Raw genomic sequence first — 18950 nt, forward strand, 5'->3', positions numbered from 1 at the left:
TGTCAGGAAACATACATGTATCCCGATAAAATCGTCCACCCTTTACTGGGTTCTATCCATTCCTTACCGGCTGGTTCTGTCGTAAATTTGCTACATGCAAAAGACAGTAAACAAGGTTGTAAGTAACCATCGGATAAACGGCTCTCTGAGCGATTATTACTTTTACAGTCCTTTGCCGTATCAGGACGGTAAGGCAACGGATCCATTCCTGTTGTTACACCACCATGGCCCGATGACACTACCTCCGGAGAACAACGGTATGCCTTTCGGTCCGCACGCACACCGAGGATTTGAAACGGTAACCTGGATACTTAAAGGGCATGTGGTGCATAAAGATTCTCATGGTTATCACAGCAGAATAGACGAAGGTGGTATACAGTGGATGTCAGCCGCAAGAGGCCTGATTCACAATGAATATGTGGAAAAGTCTTTTAAGGAAGAAGGCGGCGAGCTGGAACTCCTGCAGTTATGGATCAATTTGCCTGCTAAACTGAAAATGACGCCTGCTAAATATACTGGCGTACAGCAACAGGACATTCCTGTCATAAACGCTGATAATGATAAGGTGCAGGTCGCAATTGCCGGCGGTAGCTGGAACGGTCACAAGGGGGCTGTCAGTTCGCTAACCGGTATCAATGCCTTCCTGATTCATATGCAGGCAGAGGGCAGAGCTACCATTAACGTTGCCCAAGGTAGAAACGTGTTATTCTATGTCTTAAGAGGCAATGTAGCGGTTAATGGCAATACAGCCGGAGACAGATCCCTGGTGCTGTTTGACAATGACGGAGATGCCATTGACATTACTGCTAGCAGCGATGCCATTATCCTGTATTGTGACGGAGAACCGCTGAATGAGCCGGTCGCATGGCATGGTCCATACGTGATGAACACGCAGACGGAGATAATGGAAGCTATGCGAGATGAAAGAATGGGAAAATTTGGGTTCTATATTGACTAAAAAATGAGAAAGCCGGCATTACCAAATGCCGGCCTTTCTTTTTAAGAATGTATGATCCTTCGTAGCTGCAGGTTAGTGACCGGTGCTACTACCAACGGATACTTTTCGATGGTCACGTAGCTGGAATCAAGTCCGAAACCACGCTCTTCTGATAAGCTGATCTTTTTCAGGAAGAAATACATACGCATTACCAGGCGTTCGTACAATGGCAGGTCATTGTCATGAGACAGGAACTTCTCCATTACGATAAACTGGAAGTCACCCACTACATTATTCTTACTCAATGATTCGTAACGGCTGGTAATATTCACTTCCTTGTTACGCACCATATCTTCCACTACCATCCGGAACATCAGGTTAATACGCTGCTCCACTTTAAAGCCCAGTCTAAACTCTACCCTGATCACTTCATTAGGAATAATGGTTTGTACAGAGTATTCACTCAGGTATGGTTCATCTACCACATCTACGTGCACAAACCAGTAGATATCTGCCCTTTTAGGCTTCTTATTAAGGATAGAATAGATAATCTTATGTTCAATCTCCTTGGGGTTGTCGGCGCTACTCATATACACCAGGTGAGTGGCATATTTAGGTATTGTGCTGTCATTGCTCAGCTCCTGAATAACCGGTAGGTGATCTTCCAGCTTTACAAACTCCACATAGCGGTTTTTGATCTTGCGGGACTTGTACCATACCATCATAATCAGGAAGAGGATACCTGCCACTATTACAGTCACGTAACCGCCATGCATGAACTTCACAAGGTTGGCGAAGAGGAAGGAAAATTCCAGTGTAAAATAGATCACCAGGTATATGAGGATCAGACTAAGCCTTACTCTTCTGGTATAGAGATAGAAGGCGAACAGGCAGGAGGTCATGAGCATGGTAATCGTGATGGATAGGCCATACGCAGCTTCCATAGCACTGGACTCTTTAAAGATCAGTACGATGGCCACACAACCTACGAACAGCATAGTATTGATACCAGGAATATAGAGCTGTCCGCGCATTTCTGTCGGGTAGTTGATCTTCAGCTTAGGCCACAGGTTCAGGCGCATCGCTTCCGATATCAGTGTGAACGAGCCGGCTATGAGTGCCTGACTGGCGATTACGGAAGCGAGGGTAGCGATCAATACGCCGAATATGACAAACCATTCAGGCATAATAGCGAAGAATGGATTGGTATCTTTAGGGATAATCTGGCCTTTCTGGGTCAGCAACCAGGCTCCCTGGCCGAGATAGTTAATAATCAGACAGGCCTTGACAAAGGTCCAGGATACCCGGATATTGCCCTTACCACAGTGCCCAAGGTCTGAGTAGAGTGCTTCTGCCCCGGTGGTACATAGAAATACTGCCCCAAGTATCATAAAGCCGCGGGGGTAGGTTACCAGCAGTTCAATGGCATAGTGGGGACTAAAAGCTTTAAATACAGACAGATCGTCCAGTATATGTGACAGGCCCAGGACACCCAGCATAGAGAACCAGATGACCATGATAGGCCCGAACAACTTACCTATGGATACGGTACCAAACTGTTGTACTACGAACAATGCTGTGATAATGGTCAGTACTATCTTAACGATAGTCCATTGACTGAGGTCCTTAAATACTTCTAATGTGCGTAAACCTTCGATGGCGGAGGTGACGGTAACGGGAGGAGTGATCATACCATCTGCCAGCAGGGCTGCACCACCGATGATGCCAAATATAACGGCCCATTTGGCATGCCGCCTGACAAGCGCGTAGAGTGAGAAAATCCCACCTTCACCCTTATTGTCGGCCCGGAGTGTCAGGATGACATACTTGATGGTCGTTTGTAAGGTCAGGGTCCAGATGATACAGGAGATACCACCGATTACCAGGAGATCACTCACTGGATTATTACCTACAATGGCCTTGAAAACGTATAACGGAGAGGTTCCAATGTCACCGTAAATAATGCCTAAAGCTACTACTAAACCGGCCAGGCTTACCCTGTTAATGTCTTTTCTCACGAAATATGTATTTAATAAAAAAGCCACCAAAGGTAGGTGGAATTAAGAAGATCTACAAAATTATCCGAAATACCCGGGCATAAAAAAACCCCGTCTCAGCGAATGCGAGACGGGGCCTTATATCTTCTTAGTGAGACACTATTAGTTAGCTGGAGCTAAATCAACAGTTGAAGACTCACCAGGAGTGTTTTGTTTGATGAAGCGACCGCGATCGATACCTTGTTTATCAGCCAGGTAGTCGATAACTGCGTCTACTCTTCTGCTGCTCAGGTCAACACCACCTTTCTTAGCTTTAGCACCAGCGTGGCCAGTAACCAGGATGTTGCAAGAAGGGTTAGATTTCAGTGTTGAAGCAACGCTAGCCAGGATAGCTTCGTTATCAGAAGCAACTTTGGTTGCGCTACCTTTGAAGCTTACGCTAGGCAGAACCAGGGTGTTACATGCTTGACCTTTAACCATGTCTTTGCAGCACTCAGGATCTGGGCATTTACCAACACCATCAGCGTCAACTGGCTGGCAGTAAGTTGGAGTAACCAGCTGTTTGTCTTTGTAGTCAGGAACGCCATCACCATCAGTATCTTTAGCTACACCGTGAACATCAACTGGAGCACCAGCTGGTGTGTTAGGCTCGCGATCGAACTGGTCAGTAACGCCATCGCCATCAGCATCAGGCAGAACTGGAGTAGGCAGTTTCATGTGACGAGGAGAACTCAGCTCGTTGTAAGCGTAGTTCAGTGGGTTTACCCACCATAATGGCTCAACGCGTTTAGAAGAGTTACCCAGGTTGAAGTTCAGACGAACGCTGGTGTAACTGAACGCATCTTTATGATTGCTGTATGGACCAGAATAACCGTCCAGATAGTCATCAAAGAATAAAGTATATTTCTCTTCGATACCGATGTTGAAACGTTTAGAAACTCTGAATGCGATACCAGTACCGAAATCAGCACCGTGACGCAGCAGTTGGTTATTATCTCTACGGCCGATGTTACCTCTGTTACCCTGAGATGGAGCATTCTGCTCATAATCTCCGTCGAACAGGTTTTTCAGCTGGTCTTTAATGTCCTTACGAGGAGCATTGAAGTTGATACCAGAGAAATCGTAAGGCTGACCATTCGCGTTTAACGCATCAACGTCAACGTCGATCATACCGAAGCTGTAACCACCGAATACATACCAGTTAACTTTAGGCTGTGCTTTGTAGAACAGGATGTTGCTCAAAGAAGCCATCAGGTCAATTGACAGCTGATGAGAAGCTGTTTTGTAGTTAGCTACGATGTTACCACCGTTTTGAGCTGCGGTTGGACCCCATGCAGTGCTGTTATTGAAGATTGCAGGTCTTAATCTGTAATCCATACCTTTATCGAAAGCGCCGGTATATTCAGCTCTTACAGAGAAAGTATGACCCAGTGATTTTCTCAGGGAGATACCACCACCGAAACCTGGTTGTGCTGGGATAGTACCATTGATCAGGTGCAGACCGCCGTGGAAGCCCAGCTCCCACATATCACGTGGTTTTGCAGGGAAATCATACTGGTGGTTAGAGAAATTGTTCTGTTGCGCCTGTCTGGATGCTGGAACTTTGGTTGAATCCAGGGCATCGTAAACAGGGGTAACTTGTGCAAAACTGGAGGACGCCGCTAGGAGACTCATAGCGCCAGCCAGTAATAAGTACTTTTTGCTTGCCATAATTGTTTTCTATTTAAAAACTGTTAAAAATTTACTAATAACCCGTTTTTTACCCAGCAAAGGTAAAATTCTCAGATGAATATTCAAATTTTTGTTACAATATTATTTTCATTGATAACTTATTAACTACTAGCGCTTAGGCAAAACAAATGTTATACCTTAACTTAGTCTGGTATATAACGAATAAGCATATTTGTTATAAGTAAAACAACATAATGTTAAACTTATGTTACACCGATATATACAAATTAGGGGCCAATTTGTTAAAATTTGACTTTTAAAGCATAGCTTAGCAATCTTTTTAAAGCACCTATGGACGAAATTAAACACCTGATCAGTAAGGAATTACAGGATTTTGAAAGCAAATTCTCTGACGCTGTAAAAAGTCATGTCCCATTGCTGGACAGGATTATGCATTACATCGTTAAACGTAAAGGCAAACAGATCAGACCCATGTTTGTGCTTCTATCCGCTAAACTCTTTAATAATAATATACAGGAAAGCACTTACAGGGCTGCTGCGCTGGTAGAACTATTACATACTGCCACCCTCGTTCATGACGATGTAGTCGATGACGCCAACGAAAGACGTGGTTTCTTTTCCATCAATGCCTTGTGGAAAAACAAAATAGCCGTGCTGGTAGGAGACTATCTCCTATCCAAAGGACTACTCCTTTCAGTAGATAATAATGAATTTAGATCGCTGAAGATTCTCTCAGAGGCCGTAAAGGAAATGAGCGAAGGAGAACTGCTGCAAATAGAAAAAACCCGTAAACTTAATATTAAAGAAGATATCTACTTCGAGATCATCCGTCGTAAAACAGCCTCCCTCCTCGCCTCCGCTTGCTCAGCCGGCGCCTGGAGCACCACCAACGACGATGAAACAACCGAAAAAATGCGCCTGTTCGGTGAAAAAGTAGGTATCGCCTTCCAGATCAAAGACGACCTCTTTGATTATGGTACCGACAAAATAGGTAAACCTACCGGTATTGATATCCGGGAGAAAAAGATGACCCTCCCCCTCATCTACACCCTCGAACATGCTACTCCCGAAACACGTAGATATATAATTAATATAGTAAAGAACTATAACACCGATAAAGACAAGGTCACAGAAGTAATTGACCTGGTGAAAAAATCCGGTGGTATAGAATATACAAGAGAAAAAATGTTCCAGTACCGCGATGAAGCCCTTGCAATACTCCATAGCTTCCCGGACAACGACATCCGCGCCGGACTGGAAACATTAGTTAGATATACAACCGATCGTACTTTTTAACTAATAAAAAACCTATCTTCCGAGAACAGAAAACATTACCACTTTAGATATACTAACTCACGCATTGATGCAGAAACGCTGGACAGTCCGATCTTATCAACCTAAACAGGAAGCATTGCTCCAGTCATCTCTGCGTATACATCCCTTGCTGTGCAGACTACTCGTACAAAGAGGTATGCATACCTACGAAGAATCACGCCTGTTCTTCCGCCCTACTCTGGCAGACCTGCACGACCCATGGCTGATGAAAGACATGGATAAAGCAGTATCCCGTATCGAACAGGCCTTCTTCCGTCGTGAGAAAATACTGGTATTCGGTGATTATGATGTAGATGGCACCACCGCAGTAGCTACCGTCTACGACTTTCTGCACTCGTTCTATGATAATATAGAATTTTATATCCCCCACCGGTATAAAGAAGGATATGGTATATCTGCCCAGGGTATCGAATACGCCCGCGATAATGAATTTACCCTCATCATCACTCTTGACTGTGGCATCAAAGCCATAGAACAGATTAAGTGGGCTGCCAATCATGGGATCGACTTCATTATATGCGACCATCACCTTCCTGATGCGATCCTCCCCCCTGCTGTAGCTATACTCAATCCTAAACAATACGACTGCCCCTATCCTTATAAAGAACTTAGCGGCTGTGGTATAGGATATAAACTGATCTCCGCCTTCGCGCAAAAACGAGGACTGCCCGAAGAAAGCGCTCACCGGTATCTCGATCTCGTAGCTACCAGCATCGCTGCTGATATCGTACCGATGACAGGCGAAAACAGGGTACTGGCCTTTCACGGCCTGAAGAAAGTAAACTCTTCTCCCCTGCCAGGTATACAGGCCCTAATCGAATTAAGCGGACTAAAAGAAGAATTGACTATCTCCAATCTCGTGTTTGTTATCGCTCCACGCGTCAACGCTGCCGGCCGTATGGACGATGCAAGAAAAGCAGTGAACCTCTTCGTGGAAACAGATAAGGATAAAGCTATGGAGATAGCGAAAGTATTACACGCTGATAACTTCGACAGAAAAGAGATAGATGGTAACATCACCAAAGAAGCAGTTGAATTGTTGCAGAATGACCTTACCCTCCAGGACAGAAAATCCACAGTCCTCTATAAACCTGACTGGCATAAAGGAGTTGTAGGTATCGTTGCTTCAAGACTGATCGATAAATACTATTATCGCCCTACTATTATCCTTACGCTCAGTAATGATAAAGTAGCAGGCTCCGCACGCTCTGTTACCGGCTTTAATGTATACGAAGCGGTACACCAGTGTAAAGACCTTTTAGAAAACTATGGCGGCCATTTCTATGCAGCAGGTATGACGCTGAAACCTGAAAACGTTGTAGCCTTTCAACAGAAATTTGAAGAAGTAGTAGCTACTACTATCAACCCCGATCTATTGGTTCCGGAAATAGTGATCGATACCGAAATTCAGTTAAGAGATATTACTCCGGCTTTCTTCAATATTCTTCGTCAGTTTGAGCCACTGGGACCAGACAATCTACGCCCCGTTTTCCTGGTAAGAAACGTCGTTGACAGCGGCTACTCCCGCCTCGTAAAAGATGAACATATTAAGTTCTCCGTAAGACAAGGAAAATCGCCTAATGCGCTAACGGGCATAGGATTCTACATGTCCGAAAAATTCCACATCGTGAGCAGTAAAAACCCATTTGACATGGTATTTACCATTGATGAAAATGAATGGAACGGAAAGATGAATTTACAACTGAAAGTAATAGATATCAGGGCGCACCAATAACCCATTCTCCTATCTATAATAAAGAATATTAATGCCGGTATTATACACGCTGCGAAGACAGATGATATGATGCGGAAGGGTATTTAATGTGTGGTGTATAACAGTTCCTTTTCAGAGAGTAAGTAATGCTGCAAGCAGGTATTTTTTCGCTCAGATCCTTTAAACAAATGCAGGGTTAATTATCTATCGCCGGAAGGCATTTTTGCAGTATGGTAGCCTGGGTATTCAAACAGTCTGAAATCTATTGCCGGTCATCTTTTATTATCCAGCCTTTTTATCGTTTACCATCCAACGGTATTATCATCGTTTCTGATCAAGCAACCATGTATATAATGCAGGATCAGCATATGCATTCGTCCACGCGTCATGTCCGCCTGTTGCCTTTTCCGTATACTTCACCAGGTTACTTCCACATTTCTTTAAGGCGTTTACCATGTCTCTGGAAGCTGATACTGTTACCTGCGGATCGTCAGCATTATGAAAAGCCCAGACCGGCATCTTATCCAATACGCACGCTTGTGCCGGTGTACCCACTCCGCAGATAGGTACTATTGCTGCAAACTGGTCAGGGTTCGTCTGTGCCCAGGACCAGGTACCATAACCGCCCATACTCAGTCCGGTCAGGTATACTCTTGTTGAGTCAACATGGTATTTTTCCATTACTTCCTTATACAGCCGCTGCAGCGTCTCCGTATTCCACCAGGAGGCAGTACATTGGGGAGTTACCATGACAAACTGCTTGCCTTTGACCACCTTCATTAAACCAAGATTCCTGATGACTTCTATGTCGGTTCCGATCTCTGTAGCTCCGTGCAGGAAAATAACAACCGGCCACTTATACGTCTTTTTCTCATTGTAAGTGTCCGGAATGTACAGGAAATACTCATCAATATTCCCCTGCTGAAAATCTACCTTTTTGACTGTTATGCCCGGAGTCTGAGGGGCAAACACATCTTCTTCTCCGGCATTAGGAACTGTATCAGTTCCTCCGATAGTGCCGGGTACTGCTGCTTCGTTCTTTTTGGAGCAGGCTGCTACATTGCCCATTAGTGCAATGAGTAGCAGATACGCGAATCTTTTAATTATCCATCTTTTCATATACGTGATTTAAATTAAAAAATCCCGTCTCAATAGGCATGAGACGGGATTCCGGTTAACAATATTATTGCAAACCTACTATAATGTTTCCTTATAGAAAGGATTAATTTTTCTTTTCTGCACTCATCAGTTCTACACTTCTGTTAACGAAAGCAGTCAGATCAGCACCTGTCAGCAGGTTCTGCGATAACAGTGCCAGGTCTGCCAGGTTACGTACCTGTTTCTGCTGTTTATCGTTATCACTTTCATCCAGTATCTGCTGATAGATAGGGTGGTTAGCGTTGATAGTCATGTTGATCTCATCAGGCATGTTAGCATACCAGCTCATACCTGCGCCACCTACAGCTGCCATATCTTTCATACGACGCATAAATTCAGGACGGGTTACGATCACTGGTTGTGAATCTGCACTCAATCCTTTGAGTTCTACTTTCACATGCTGCTGCGGAATATGTCCGAACAGTTCTTTCAGTTTAGTTTCCTGATCTGTAGTCAATACGCTTTCTGACTTATCGTCTGTATTAATCAGATTATCTGCAATATCAGCATCCACACGTGTGAACATCATGTTATCCCATCTTGGCTCCATATTGTTGATGAACGCTGCATCCACAATACTATCCAGCTTCACGATCTTATAACCTTTGTTCTTAGCCGCCTGAATGTAGCTATCCTGTTGTACTGCATTTGTTGCATACAGCACTACCAGTTTATTGTCTTTATTAGTCTGCAATGCAGTGGCTTCTGTCTTGTACTCTTCCAGTGTATAGAACTTGCCTGGTTCAGTGATATCTTCCAGCAGCAGGAACTTGTTAGCCTTCTCAGAGAATTTATCATCTGTCATCATACCATACTTAGCAAACAATCCGATAGACTCCCACTTTTCTTCAAAGCTCTTACGATCGTTGCGGAAGATCTCATCCAGTTTATCAGCCACTTTCTTAGTAATATAACTGCTGATCTTTTTCACATTCGGATCACCCTGGAGGTAGCTACGGCTTACGTTCAGCGGAATGTCCGGACTATCGATCACACCATGCAGTAACATCAGGAACTCAGGTACGATGTCTTTTACTTCATCTGTTACAAATACCTGGTTGGAATACAGGCTGATCTTGTCTTTCTGTACCTCAAAAGATTTACCAATCTTGGGAAAATACAGTATACCTGTCAGGTTAAACGGATAATCCACATTCAGGTGGATCCAGAATAACGGTGCTTCTGCGTAAGGATATAATTCTTTATAGAAGTTCTGGTAGTCTTCTGTAGTCAGATCTGCCGGCTTCTTGGTCCAGGCAGGATTTGTATTATTCAACTGCTTGTCTGCAAATTTTACCGGTACAGGCAGGAATTTACAGAACTTTTCGAGGATAGTCTGGATACGATGTTCGTCCAGGAACTCTTCACTCTCTTCGTTAATATGCAGTACGATATCGGTACCACGGCTTTGCTTGCTGGTTTCTTCCAGCGTATATTCAGGACTGCCATCACACTCCCAGCGTACAGCGGCAGTATCCGGCTTATGAGATTTAGAGAAGATTTCTACCTTGCTGCTCACCATGAAGGACGAGTAGAAACCAAGACCAAAATGACCGATGATGTTAGCGCCATCTGTCTGACCTTTGTACTTGTTCAGGAACTCTTCTGCACCTGAAAAAGCCACCTGGTTAATATATTTATCCACCTCTTCTGCGGTCATGCCGACACCCATGTCAGAGATAGTCAGTGTCTTTTTTTCTTTATCTAATGTCACTGTGATTTCCGGGGTGCCCAGCTCACCTTTGAACTCTCCAACACTGGCCAGTGTCTTCAGTTTCTGTGTAGCATCCACCGCGTTGCTCACCAGCTCGCGGATGAAGATCTCATGGTCTGAATAGAGAAACTTCTTGATAATAGGGAAAATGTTCTCTGTCTGAACACGTATTGCTCCTTTCTGCATGGGTTAAATTTTTTTGAATCCGGGACAAAGGATATGCCAGCGGGCCTCCGGCTGACAAACTGTCCGGAAATGAAGGCCAAGATATGTGTCACCTGACTGTTTTCTGCAGTGTGCTTCTTCGTCGCTTATTCGTCGCTTCTTCGTCGCTTGTTCGAAGCTTGTTCCTCCTCTTCATACTGACTAACAAAATGGCAGACTCGTCCTCCGGCTTAACAAATAAATCATATTCACCGCCGTCAGATTATAACACAAATGTTGTAGATTTAAGTTTCCAGACCCCGGTGATTGTTGAGAACCAAATGTTTTACCCGACACCTTTCTTTCTAAACCTCATTTTGCATGAAAAGAAATCTACTCATTGCCCTTGCTATGGCCTGTTTTGCTGGTGCGCATGCACAGACGCAGCCAGCAGCACAACCATTGCCTTACCAGCAGTCTTTTGCCAGCCTGTTATCCACATCGACTACCTATCCTGATGGATGGCAGGGCTGGACACTTACCGGTTCTCCTTCCGGTAATTTTAATATACTGCCACCCGCCGCTGACAAGGCCCTGGCCACTGGTAGTGCATCCAGCACAGCCAACGGCGTGTACAATTACAGCGGAAAGCTGGGATTCCTGAACAGTGGCAGCGCAGACAACAGCCTGGTACTGGCAGTCAGCACCAGCGGACAAACCAACGTTGCGGTACAGTACGATGTCATGACGCTGCGTAATCCATATGATGGCGCATCTAATACGCGTATCAATGAAGTAACCTTACAATATCGCGTGGGTGCTACCGGCAATTTTACCGATATCACCGGCATAGCATATCAGAACGGAACCACACAGCAGACCGGTTCGGGCGTTACAGCTCCGCTGGATTCTGCACGTCGTACGCTGGTACTGCCAGCGGATTGTGATAATCAACCCCTTGTACAATTACGTTGGGTAAACAGGCAGATTAGCGGAGGCGGCTCCCGTCCTTCTTTTGCTGTCGATAATATCAGTGTGGGCAGTGGCAGCGCAGATGTTACTCCGCCTGCCCTTGACAGCCTCTCACCGGCAAACCGGTCAATTAACGTTGCTCCGGCAGCACAGCCAGTAGCGACTTTCTCAGAATCTGTCAAAGCGGGTACCGGACGGATAGTTATCCACAACCGCACGACTGGTAATGTGCTGGCTATTCCGGCTGACAGCTCAATTGTCTATTTCAATGGGCGTAATGTAACTGTCGGAACAGGCCTGCAACCGCAGCAGCAGTATTATATTACTATTGAACCAGGCGCTGTACTGGATCTTAGTGATAATGCCTACGGCGGACTTACAGACACCAGCGCGTGGTCGTTCACTACCGGTTCCCAGCAACTGACCTTTGACTTTAATGTTTGCGCTGCAGGTAATATTACCGGCGGCTTCAGACAATATAGCGTTACAGGCGCACAACAATGGGATTGCACTACGTTTGGCAGAAGCAGCAATGGTGTACAGATCAATGGTTACAGTGGCGGAGCTATTGCCAATGAGGACTGGTTGATCTCGCCTGCTTTTGATTTCTCCGGCTTTGACTATCCTTTGCTGAATTTCTATAGCCGTACGGCATTTTCAGGCCCTTCTCTTCAACTCAGGGTATCGACCAACTATGATGGCGTCAGCAATCCGAATACGGCCACCTGGACAGCTGTAAATGGCCGTTTCCCGGCATTGTTGTCTGACTCCTGGATACTGTCTGACAGTATCAACCTGGCAGCCTTTAAACAACCGGGTGTATACCTGGCTTTTGTGTATACTTCTTCTCCATCAGCAGGGGCTGCCCGCTGGACGATTGACGATGTTTCTGTTGTCAATAGCACGGCTGCCCCTCAGCCATCGCTGGATCTTTCTGCTACCAGTATAGACTTTGACTATGTGCCGGCAGGACAGATGTCTGCACCGCTGCCGTTTACGTTCCAGGCCAATGACTTTACTGGTGCGCTGACAGTGAATGTATCCGGCAATTTCACCATAGCTACAGATAGCGCTGGTTCTTTTGGCAAGACACTGACCTATCAGCAGGCAGCGCTTAATAATGGTTTGAAGACCGTATGGGTGAAGTTCCAGCCTGCCAGTGCAGATCAGAGCTATTCCGGAGCGATCACTTTCTCGGCCGACAGTCTGACATTCCAGTCCATCGGACTTTCTGGCACTTCCTTACGTTCATTGAAAGTGGTGAACTGGAATATTGAATGGTTTGGCAGTCCGGTACAGAACCCTGCGAATGACGATCTGCAGCAGGCCAATGTAGCTACTTTGCTAAAGAGGATGGATGCGGATATTTATGCCCTGGCAGAGGTGGTGGATACAGCCCGTTTCAGAGCGGTGGCGAACCAGTTGCCAGGCTATAGTTATGTAATTGCTGATTTTGGCTCTTATGCCGACAGTATTAAAGATGTGGATTACGTAACAGCTCAGAAGCTGGCGTTCCTGTATAAAACGTCTGTCATCAGAAGTATACGGTCTTATGGCGTATTACGTCAGGGTGGTAGCAGTAATGCCTACTATCATTGGTCATCAGGAAGGTTCCCTTTCCTGCTGGAAGCGAAAGCTAAGCTGAATAATGACAGCGCCCTGATCAGGTTTGTATTGTTGCATGCGAAGGCGAATACCGGTAATGCGGCGGATAAGATTGAGTCATGGAACAGGCGCAGGAACGGCGCGTTGGAATTAAAAGACTCGCTGGATGCGCAGTATCCAACGGCCAATCTGATTGTGCTGGGCGATTTCAATGATGCATTTGACAAGACGATTACTACAGAGCTGGCGCCGGACACGACCACGTCATATATTGATTTTATAAACGACAGTGCGCATTATAAACCGGTTACGCTGCCATTGAGTTTGCGGGGAGAGAAATCGACGGTTTCATATAATACGGTGATAGACAATGTACTGATCTCGGATGAGATGGCGCTGAGTTATCTGCCGGGGTCGGCAAGGATATGGAGAGAAGTGGAGTCGCTGGTAAATAGTTACAGTACGACTACGACAGATCACTATCCGGTGCAGACTAATTATAATCTGCGTATACTGGCCCGTCCTGCTGAGCTGGAATTTGAGGCAGTGGTTGATACAGGAGATGTGAAGCTGACATGGAGCGCGCCTTATGAGCTGAATATCAGGAATTATGTGATTCAGCGGTCCAGAAACCAATCACAATTTGAATCCGTAGATACGGTGGTTGCGCGGGGCACTACTTCGCAGCCGGTAAGTTATGAGGCCCATGATACCCGTCCATGGTTGGGAGTGTCTTACTACAGATTGAAGATCACTAGTCTGGATGGCAGTGTAAGTTACAGTGAGAATCAGCGGGTTATTGTAACAGTGAGGGATCTTTTGCAGAAGCTGTTCTGGTGTATATTCGGTCGTCAGTTACAAATATGGCTGGATATGGAGAAAGGCGGGCCTGCAGTGATGCAACTTGTTGATATGCAGGGTCATATCAGGTATCAGAAGCAGCTGATCCTGGACAGGGGAAGAAACCTCAGATCATTGGATATCAGTAATTTAACCAGCGGTATATATATTCTTCGTGTACAGAGCAGGGAGGGTACCCAGGTGAGTAAGATAGTCGTTAGCCACTGATCTTTTTGAAAAAGCCGTTAGACCCCGGCCGCTCTATTCTATAAGGAGCGGCCTTTTTATTTGCTGTTGTCAGCAATTTAAGTATCTTTGCACTCCTAATTTTTTCAAACAATTTAAAACAGGGAAATTATGAACTACGAATTGATGGTGATCTTTACCCCTGTGCTGTCTGAGGAAGACTACAAAGCTGCTCAGAAAAAATTCGCCGATCTGATTAAAGATAATGGCGGAGAAGTAACGCACGAAAATCCCTGGGGATTAAGATCACTGGCGTACCCTATCCAGAAGAAAACCACGGGCATGTACCTGGTTCTGGAATATAGCGCGCCATCCGACCTCAATGAGAAGCTGAAAATTCAGCTGAACCGTGATGAAAATGTACTGCGTCACATGATGACAGCATTGGACAAATATGCTGTTCAGTACAACAACCGTAAGAGAAATGGCGTAAACGCTGATTCTAAAACCGTAGAAGCTTAAAATTATGGCAGTAAAACAAGAAATCAAGTATTTAACGGCCGTAAAGACTGAGAAGCGTGCAAAGAAATATTGCCGTTTCAAGAAGTTAGGCATTCGGTATGTGGATTACAAAGACGCTGAGTTCCTGAAGAAATTCCTGAACGATCAAGGTAAAATGTTACCTCGTCGTATTACCGGTAACTCTCTGAAATTCCAGCGTAAAGTAGCGCAGGCGATTAAGAAAGCCCGTCAAATGGCTTTGTTACCTTACGTTACTGACCTTTTAAAATAAACAAACCACCTAGGTTTCCGGTGTGAGCCGGGTAATTAAAGGTCCTTAAAACTAATTAACAATGCAAGTAATCTTAATACAAGACGTAGATAACCTGGGCCAGAAAAATGAGCTGGCTACCGTGAAAAACGGTTATGCCAGGAACTTTCTGATCCCGCAGAAATTTGCGGTAGAAGCTAGCCCTTCCAACCTGAAGCAACTCCAGGAGCGCCTGAAAGTGCAGAAAGTGAAAGAAGAGAAAATGTTGGCTGAAATCGCCAAAGTGGTGGAAGTGCTGAAGGCAGGTCCCGTTAAAATTGGCGCTAAAACCGGTACTTCCGGTAAGATTTTCGGTAGCGTAACTGGTGTGCAGATTGCACGTGCTATTAAAGAGCAGAAAGGTTACGAAATCGATCGTCGCCGCATCCACATCCTGGATGATGTTAAAGAATTAGGCACTTACAAAGCGAAACTGGATTTCGGTAAAGGCAACGAAGCTGAACTGGAATTTGAAGTTGTAGCTGAATAAGACTATATATTCTTCAAAAAGTCCCGTCTCATGTCAAAATGAGGCGGGATTTTTTTTTGATGTTACTATATTTGTAATATCTATGAAAACGTACATATCTCTATTATTCGTAGCAGGCATACTCATTGCCTGCAATGATGCAACCGCCATAAGCGATACTACCCAGGATACTGCGCATATAGAAGAACCTGCGACTACAGGTAAAGTGTCTGCCAATACAGATACCTTCAGCGTAGGCAATAAACAGTTTACCATACTACCGCTGGCTGCATCCTCTTTTAAGAAACAGGAAGCGCCTGAAAATGATACTACAGACGCTCAGGAGATTGCAGTTGACCGTAACCGCGTACGCCGCAACGGAGATACCCTGATATTCTCGCTTACGAACGGACAGCAAGCAAGGCTTGTGAATAACCGCGTAGATAATGGCGAGGACTATGCCCTTTACTTTTACTCCCGCTACGTACCTGAGATTCAGCAATACCTGGTGATGGGAAATTACTATGAGTCAAATGACTGTGTACTGGTCAATGCTGTAGATGGTACTATGACCCATGTTTGGGGCACACCTGTCGTATCTCCGGACCGGAAATACATTGTATGCGGCTCTGTAGACCTGTTTGCCAATTTCAATAACAATGGCCTGCAGCTGTTTTCTTATAGCAACAATAAACTAACTGCTGTAGGAGATGTGACATTTGACAAATGGGGTCCTGGTCAGATGAAATGGCTGAATAACAATACGATAGAAGCTGAGTACATTACACTGGACAAGAACTCCAGCGAGGTTATCAGGCCGGTTAAACTGTTAATGCGATAACCTGCATAACAGCAGCTCCTTTACTTCGTATACTTTGCTATAAACTTAAACATCTTCTCTGCGGCATCATTGATCTTATCAGCTGATATGACATGGCCGCCTTTGAAGGTATATAACTCGTGAATAACGCCATGTTTCTTCAGGGCGCTGTCCATCGCAACCGCCTGTGAATAACGTGCGAGGGTATCTTCTGTACCGTGAATCAGCATGACAGGCGGTGTATTTCCAGCTACATAGAACAGCGGGCTGGAAGACCGATATAATGCCGGCAGCTGGTCTGGCGTACCACCCAGTACTGCTATTGAGAGCTGGGGTACACCGGCACTTCCATCCTCATAAAAGCGCTTCATATCATATACGCCCAGCAGGCAGACAGCCGCTTTTATATATCCATCACTATTATGTTTACAAGCCTGCAGGGCAGCCAGATGAGCACCTGCACTGTTACCTATCAGGCCTGCAGCACGTGAGATATGAAAGGAGTCGGCTTTTCTCCATAGAAATTCCATTGCCCTGTTAATATCTTCTTCAGCGGCCGGAAATGTATGTTTGCTACCCTGTACCAGGCGGTAGTTCAAATTGACATAAGCATACTTGGCATCCCGGTTTTTCATGTTATCTATATGCGGCGTAAAGTCTCTTTTATCACTGCCCATCCATCCCCCACCATGAATAAATACCATCATACGGGTAGTGGCAGCAGACCGTCCGGCAGGCAGGTAAATATCCATCACCTGCTGCGGATCATCTCCGTAGTGCTCATTCAGTAATTCCATTGCAGGTAAAGGTTGGGGGGGATCGCCGGGAAGGTGCCCTGTGGTGTCGGGCATGGGGATACTGGTGGTACTATCATGGGTGGCGTTCCTGCCAGTGTAGCCGGCTTTGGTACAGGCAGATGCCATCCCTAAGAAAAAGAAGCAGAATAAAAGCCACACGAGACAGTGCAGACAACGTGTAGTAGCAGGTGAAACGGGCATATACTTCCGGGATTATGATAAGATGTACGTAATTAATGCCAGGGGGGATGCGGTAAATATCTTACCTTAATAAGCACAATCCACACACATGAAAAATATCCTACTGTACACATTGTTAATATGCGCCGGAGTGGTTGTTACACCCACCATAAGCCATGCACAATTCAAGCAGGCTCCACTTTCAAATATAGAGGGCAATGCAAATGCTATTACCAGCAAACTTAAAAATGCGTTATCGCTGACGGAGGCGCAGCAACCTAAAATACTGGACGCGGTGACTAATTTCCTGCAGCAGCGGTCAACTATACTGCCGTTGATCGATAGTAACCCGAAGGTGTATGCAACGAAGTTAAAGGGGTATAATACGGGCTTTCAGCGAAAATTGAAGCATACCCTTACGCCGGAACAATTCACTGGCTTCCTGGAGCTGAAACCAGTGAATGATGACAGAACCAATGTACTGTCGCAGTTGTTTTATTAGCTTCAGCTCCAGGCTTTACGCAGGAACCTTAACCAGTTCCCGTGCATAATATTGTCAATATCTTCAGCAGTATATCCACGTTTGGCAAACAATGCAGGGATCTTTTGCAGATCGGCAATTGTTTCAAGATCATAAGGACATTGCTCTTTACCGAAAGCACCATCCAGGTCAGAGCCGATACCTACATGGCGTGCATTACCTGCCAGCTGGCAGATATGGTCCATGTGATCTACCAGAACGTCCAGCGAAGCGCCCATTGGCTCAGGCTGGGAAACGCCTCTTACCCATCCCGGCACCATCATCCAGGCATCCATTGCGCCACCTATAACAGCGCCGCGGCTGATCAGTTCTTTCAGTTGTTCATCAGAGAACTGCCGGTTATGGTTGACCAGGGCACGTACATTATTGTGACTGGCCCATACAGGTCCGTGGAAGTGATCCATAGCCTCCCAGAAGCTGTCATCACACAGGTGAGTAGCATCGAGAATGATATTCAGCCTTTCCATTTCCCTGAGCAGCGCTTGTCCTTTTTCTCCCATGAAGCCTGTTGCATCAGTGCCCTGAGCATAACGCCCCGGGCCATAGTGAGCGGGACCTATGGCGCGCAGCCCATTATCATAGGCACGTTGCAGGTACCCGAGGTCAACGATAGAGTCAGCGCCTTCAAGACTTAGTATATAGCCAATAGGCTTGCCGGTGTTTGGCGTGCCGTCATTCCACAAAGCGAGGTGTTGCTCAAGTGCAGCCAGGTTGGTAATCCGGGTCATTTCCCCGGCATCTTCCATAGCATTGTACCAGGCCAGCTGCCCCTGGGTCTGGGCCCATGCCTGTTCAGGCGAGAACCAGCCTGGCAGGGGATTGTCAGGCGCTACAAATCTTGCGATCTGCGTAGCGACTACCAGACCGATATTGCCTTCCCTGAGCTGCGGGAAAGATACCACGCCTTTAGCACGGTCAGGTTTATCAGTCATTCCTTCTTCGCGCTTCCTGATGTCGTTAACCGGTAACCGCAGGTTCCTGTTCCATTCCATTGCATTCATGCTCAGGTCAAGATGCGCGTCTACAATAAACATGTGA

General features: G+C 45.7%; 15 protein-coding genes. 9 read left to right on the forward strand and 6 right to left on the reverse strand.

Annotated features, from left to right (window positions below):
- Nucleotides 1–94 precede the first annotated feature (94 nt).
- The gene (locus tag K1Y79_RS14205; protein WP_220250763.1) at nucleotides 95–958 is read left to right on the forward strand and encodes a pirin family protein; all 864 of its coding nucleotides are present in this window, start codon (nucleotides 95–97) and stop codon (nucleotides 956–958) included.
- A gap of 41 nt (nucleotides 959–999) precedes the next feature.
- Here K1Y79_RS14205 and K1Y79_RS14210 read toward each other — a convergent pair whose 3' ends face one another.
- The gene (locus K1Y79_RS14210; RefSeq protein ID WP_220250764.1) at nucleotides 1000–2955 is read right to left on the reverse strand and encodes a KUP/HAK/KT family potassium transporter; all 1956 of its coding nucleotides are present in this window, start codon (nucleotides 2953–2955) and stop codon (nucleotides 1000–1002) included.
- Nucleotides 2956–3096: 141 nt separating this feature from the next.
- Nucleotides 3097–4644: an OmpA family protein gene (locus K1Y79_RS14215; protein ID WP_220250765.1), complete on the reverse strand. Its 1548-nt coding sequence runs from the start codon at nucleotides 4642–4644 to the stop codon at nucleotides 3097–3099.
- Nucleotides 4645–4956: 312 nt separating this feature from the next.
- Between K1Y79_RS14215 and K1Y79_RS14220 the strand changes: the two genes are divergently transcribed.
- Nucleotides 4957–5922, forward strand: coding sequence for a polyprenyl synthetase family protein (locus tag K1Y79_RS14220; RefSeq protein WP_220250766.1), 966 nt, complete (start codon nucleotides 4957–4959; stop codon nucleotides 5920–5922).
- 67 nt (nucleotides 5923–5989) lie between these two features.
- Nucleotides 5990–7696, forward strand: coding sequence for a single-stranded-DNA-specific exonuclease RecJ (gene recJ / locus K1Y79_RS14225; protein WP_220250767.1), 1707 nt, complete (start codon nucleotides 5990–5992; stop codon nucleotides 7694–7696).
- A 300-nt stretch (nucleotides 7697–7996) separates the two neighbouring features.
- Here the strand turns inward: recJ and K1Y79_RS14230 are convergent, their stop codons facing one another.
- Both K1Y79_RS14230 and htpG read right to left on the reverse strand, forming a co-directional pair.
- Complete coding sequence (locus K1Y79_RS14230; protein WP_220250768.1) at nucleotides 7997–8794, reverse strand: carboxylesterase family protein; 798 nt, start codon at nucleotides 8792–8794, stop codon at nucleotides 7997–7999.
- A gap of 103 nt (nucleotides 8795–8897) precedes the next feature.
- On the reverse strand, nucleotides 8898–10733 hold the full coding sequence (gene htpG, locus K1Y79_RS14235; RefSeq protein ID WP_220250769.1) for a molecular chaperone HtpG: 1836 nt from the start codon (nucleotides 10731–10733) through the stop codon (nucleotides 8898–8900).
- A gap of 339 nt (nucleotides 10734–11072) precedes the next feature.
- Between htpG and K1Y79_RS14240 the strand changes: the two genes are divergently transcribed.
- The 5 genes from K1Y79_RS14240 (at nucleotide 11073) to K1Y79_RS14260 (ending at nucleotide 16415) form a co-directional block, all read left to right on the forward strand.
- On the forward strand, nucleotides 11073–14336 hold the full coding sequence (locus tag K1Y79_RS14240; RefSeq protein WP_220250771.1) for an Ig-like domain-containing protein: 3264 nt from the start codon (nucleotides 11073–11075) through the stop codon (nucleotides 14334–14336).
- A gap of 129 nt (nucleotides 14337–14465) precedes the next feature.
- Nucleotides 14466–14816 (forward strand): 30S ribosomal protein S6, encoded by a 351-nt coding sequence (rpsF, locus tag K1Y79_RS14245; protein ID WP_236059603.1) that lies wholly within the window; start codon nucleotides 14466–14468, stop codon nucleotides 14814–14816.
- Between the two features lie 4 nt (nucleotides 14817–14820).
- The gene (gene rpsR / locus K1Y79_RS14250; protein WP_220250772.1) at nucleotides 14821–15087 is read left to right on the forward strand and encodes a 30S ribosomal protein S18; all 267 of its coding nucleotides are present in this window, start codon (nucleotides 14821–14823) and stop codon (nucleotides 15085–15087) included.
- Between the two features lie 61 nt (nucleotides 15088–15148).
- Nucleotides 15149–15595 (forward strand): 50S ribosomal protein L9, encoded by a 447-nt coding sequence (gene rplI / locus K1Y79_RS14255; RefSeq protein ID WP_012794559.1) that lies wholly within the window; start codon nucleotides 15149–15151, stop codon nucleotides 15593–15595.
- A gap of 82 nt (nucleotides 15596–15677) precedes the next feature.
- On the forward strand, nucleotides 15678–16415 hold the full coding sequence (locus K1Y79_RS14260; RefSeq protein ID WP_220250773.1) for a hypothetical protein: 738 nt from the start codon (nucleotides 15678–15680) through the stop codon (nucleotides 16413–16415).
- A gap of 20 nt (nucleotides 16416–16435) precedes the next feature.
- Here the strand turns inward: K1Y79_RS14260 and K1Y79_RS14265 are convergent, their stop codons facing one another.
- Nucleotides 16436–17392, reverse strand: coding sequence for an alpha/beta hydrolase (locus K1Y79_RS14265; RefSeq protein ID WP_220250774.1), 957 nt, complete (start codon nucleotides 17390–17392; stop codon nucleotides 16436–16438).
- An 88-nt stretch (nucleotides 17393–17480) separates the two neighbouring features.
- Here K1Y79_RS14265 and K1Y79_RS14270 point away from each other — a divergent pair, with 88 nt between their 5' ends.
- Nucleotides 17481–17873, forward strand: a complete 393-nt coding sequence (locus K1Y79_RS14270; protein ID WP_220250775.1) for a hypothetical protein — start codon at nucleotides 17481–17483, stop codon at nucleotides 17871–17873.
- A 2-nt stretch (nucleotides 17874–17875) separates the two neighbouring features.
- Here the strand turns inward: K1Y79_RS14270 and K1Y79_RS14275 are convergent, their stop codons facing one another.
- Nucleotides 17876–18946 carry a dipeptidase gene (locus K1Y79_RS14275; protein ID WP_220250776.1) on the reverse strand — a complete coding sequence of 357 codons (1071 nt, stop codon included), beginning with the start codon at nucleotides 18944–18946 and terminating at the stop codon, nucleotides 17876–17878.
- Nucleotides 18947–18950 lie beyond the last annotated feature (4 nt).

It is taken from the genome of Chitinophaga rhizophila (genome assembly GCF_019492185.1).
Classification (GTDB): domain Bacteria; phylum Bacteroidota; class Bacteroidia; order Chitinophagales; family Chitinophagaceae; genus Chitinophaga; species Chitinophaga rhizophila.

Coding starts and splice junctions, on each gene's coding strand:
- K1Y79_RS14205 (WP_220250763.1), top strand. CDS start 95: ATGCAAAAGACAGTAAACAAGGTTGTAAGTAACCATCGGATAAACGGC.
- K1Y79_RS14215 (WP_220250765.1), bottom strand. CDS start 4,644: ATGGCAAGCAAAAAGTACTTATTACTGGCTGGCGCTATGAGTCTCCTA.
- K1Y79_RS14220 (WP_220250766.1), top strand. CDS start 4,957: ATGGACGAAATTAAACACCTGATCAGTAAGGAATTACAGGATTTTGAA.
- recJ (WP_220250767.1), top strand. CDS start 5,990: ATGCAGAAACGCTGGACAGTCCGATCTTATCAACCTAAACAGGAAGCA.
- K1Y79_RS14230 (WP_220250768.1), bottom strand. CDS start 8,794: ATGAAAAGATGGATAATTAAAAGATTCGCGTATCTGCTACTCATTGCA.
- htpG (WP_220250769.1), bottom strand. CDS start 10,733: ATGCAGAAAGGAGCAATACGTGTTCAGACAGAGAACATTTTCCCTATT.
- K1Y79_RS14240 (WP_220250771.1), top strand. CDS start 11,073: ATGAAAAGAAATCTACTCATTGCCCTTGCTATGGCCTGTTTTGCTGGT.
- rpsF (WP_236059603.1), top strand. CDS start 14,466: ATGAACTACGAATTGATGGTGATCTTTACCCCTGTGCTGTCTGAGGAA.
- rpsR (WP_220250772.1), top strand. CDS start 14,821: ATGGCAGTAAAACAAGAAATCAAGTATTTAACGGCCGTAAAGACTGAG.
- rplI (WP_012794559.1), top strand. CDS start 15,149: ATGCAAGTAATCTTAATACAAGACGTAGATAACCTGGGCCAGAAAAAT.
- K1Y79_RS14260 (WP_220250773.1), top strand. CDS start 15,678: ATGAAAACGTACATATCTCTATTATTCGTAGCAGGCATACTCATTGCC.
- K1Y79_RS14265 (WP_220250774.1), bottom strand. CDS start 17,392: ATGCCCGTTTCACCTGCTACTACACGTTGTCTGCACTGTCTCGTGTGG.
- K1Y79_RS14270 (WP_220250775.1), top strand. CDS start 17,481: ATGAAAAATATCCTACTGTACACATTGTTAATATGCGCCGGAGTGGTT.
- K1Y79_RS14275 (WP_220250776.1), bottom strand. CDS start 18,946: ATGTTTATTGTAGACGCGCATCTTGACCTGAGCATGAATGCAATGGAA.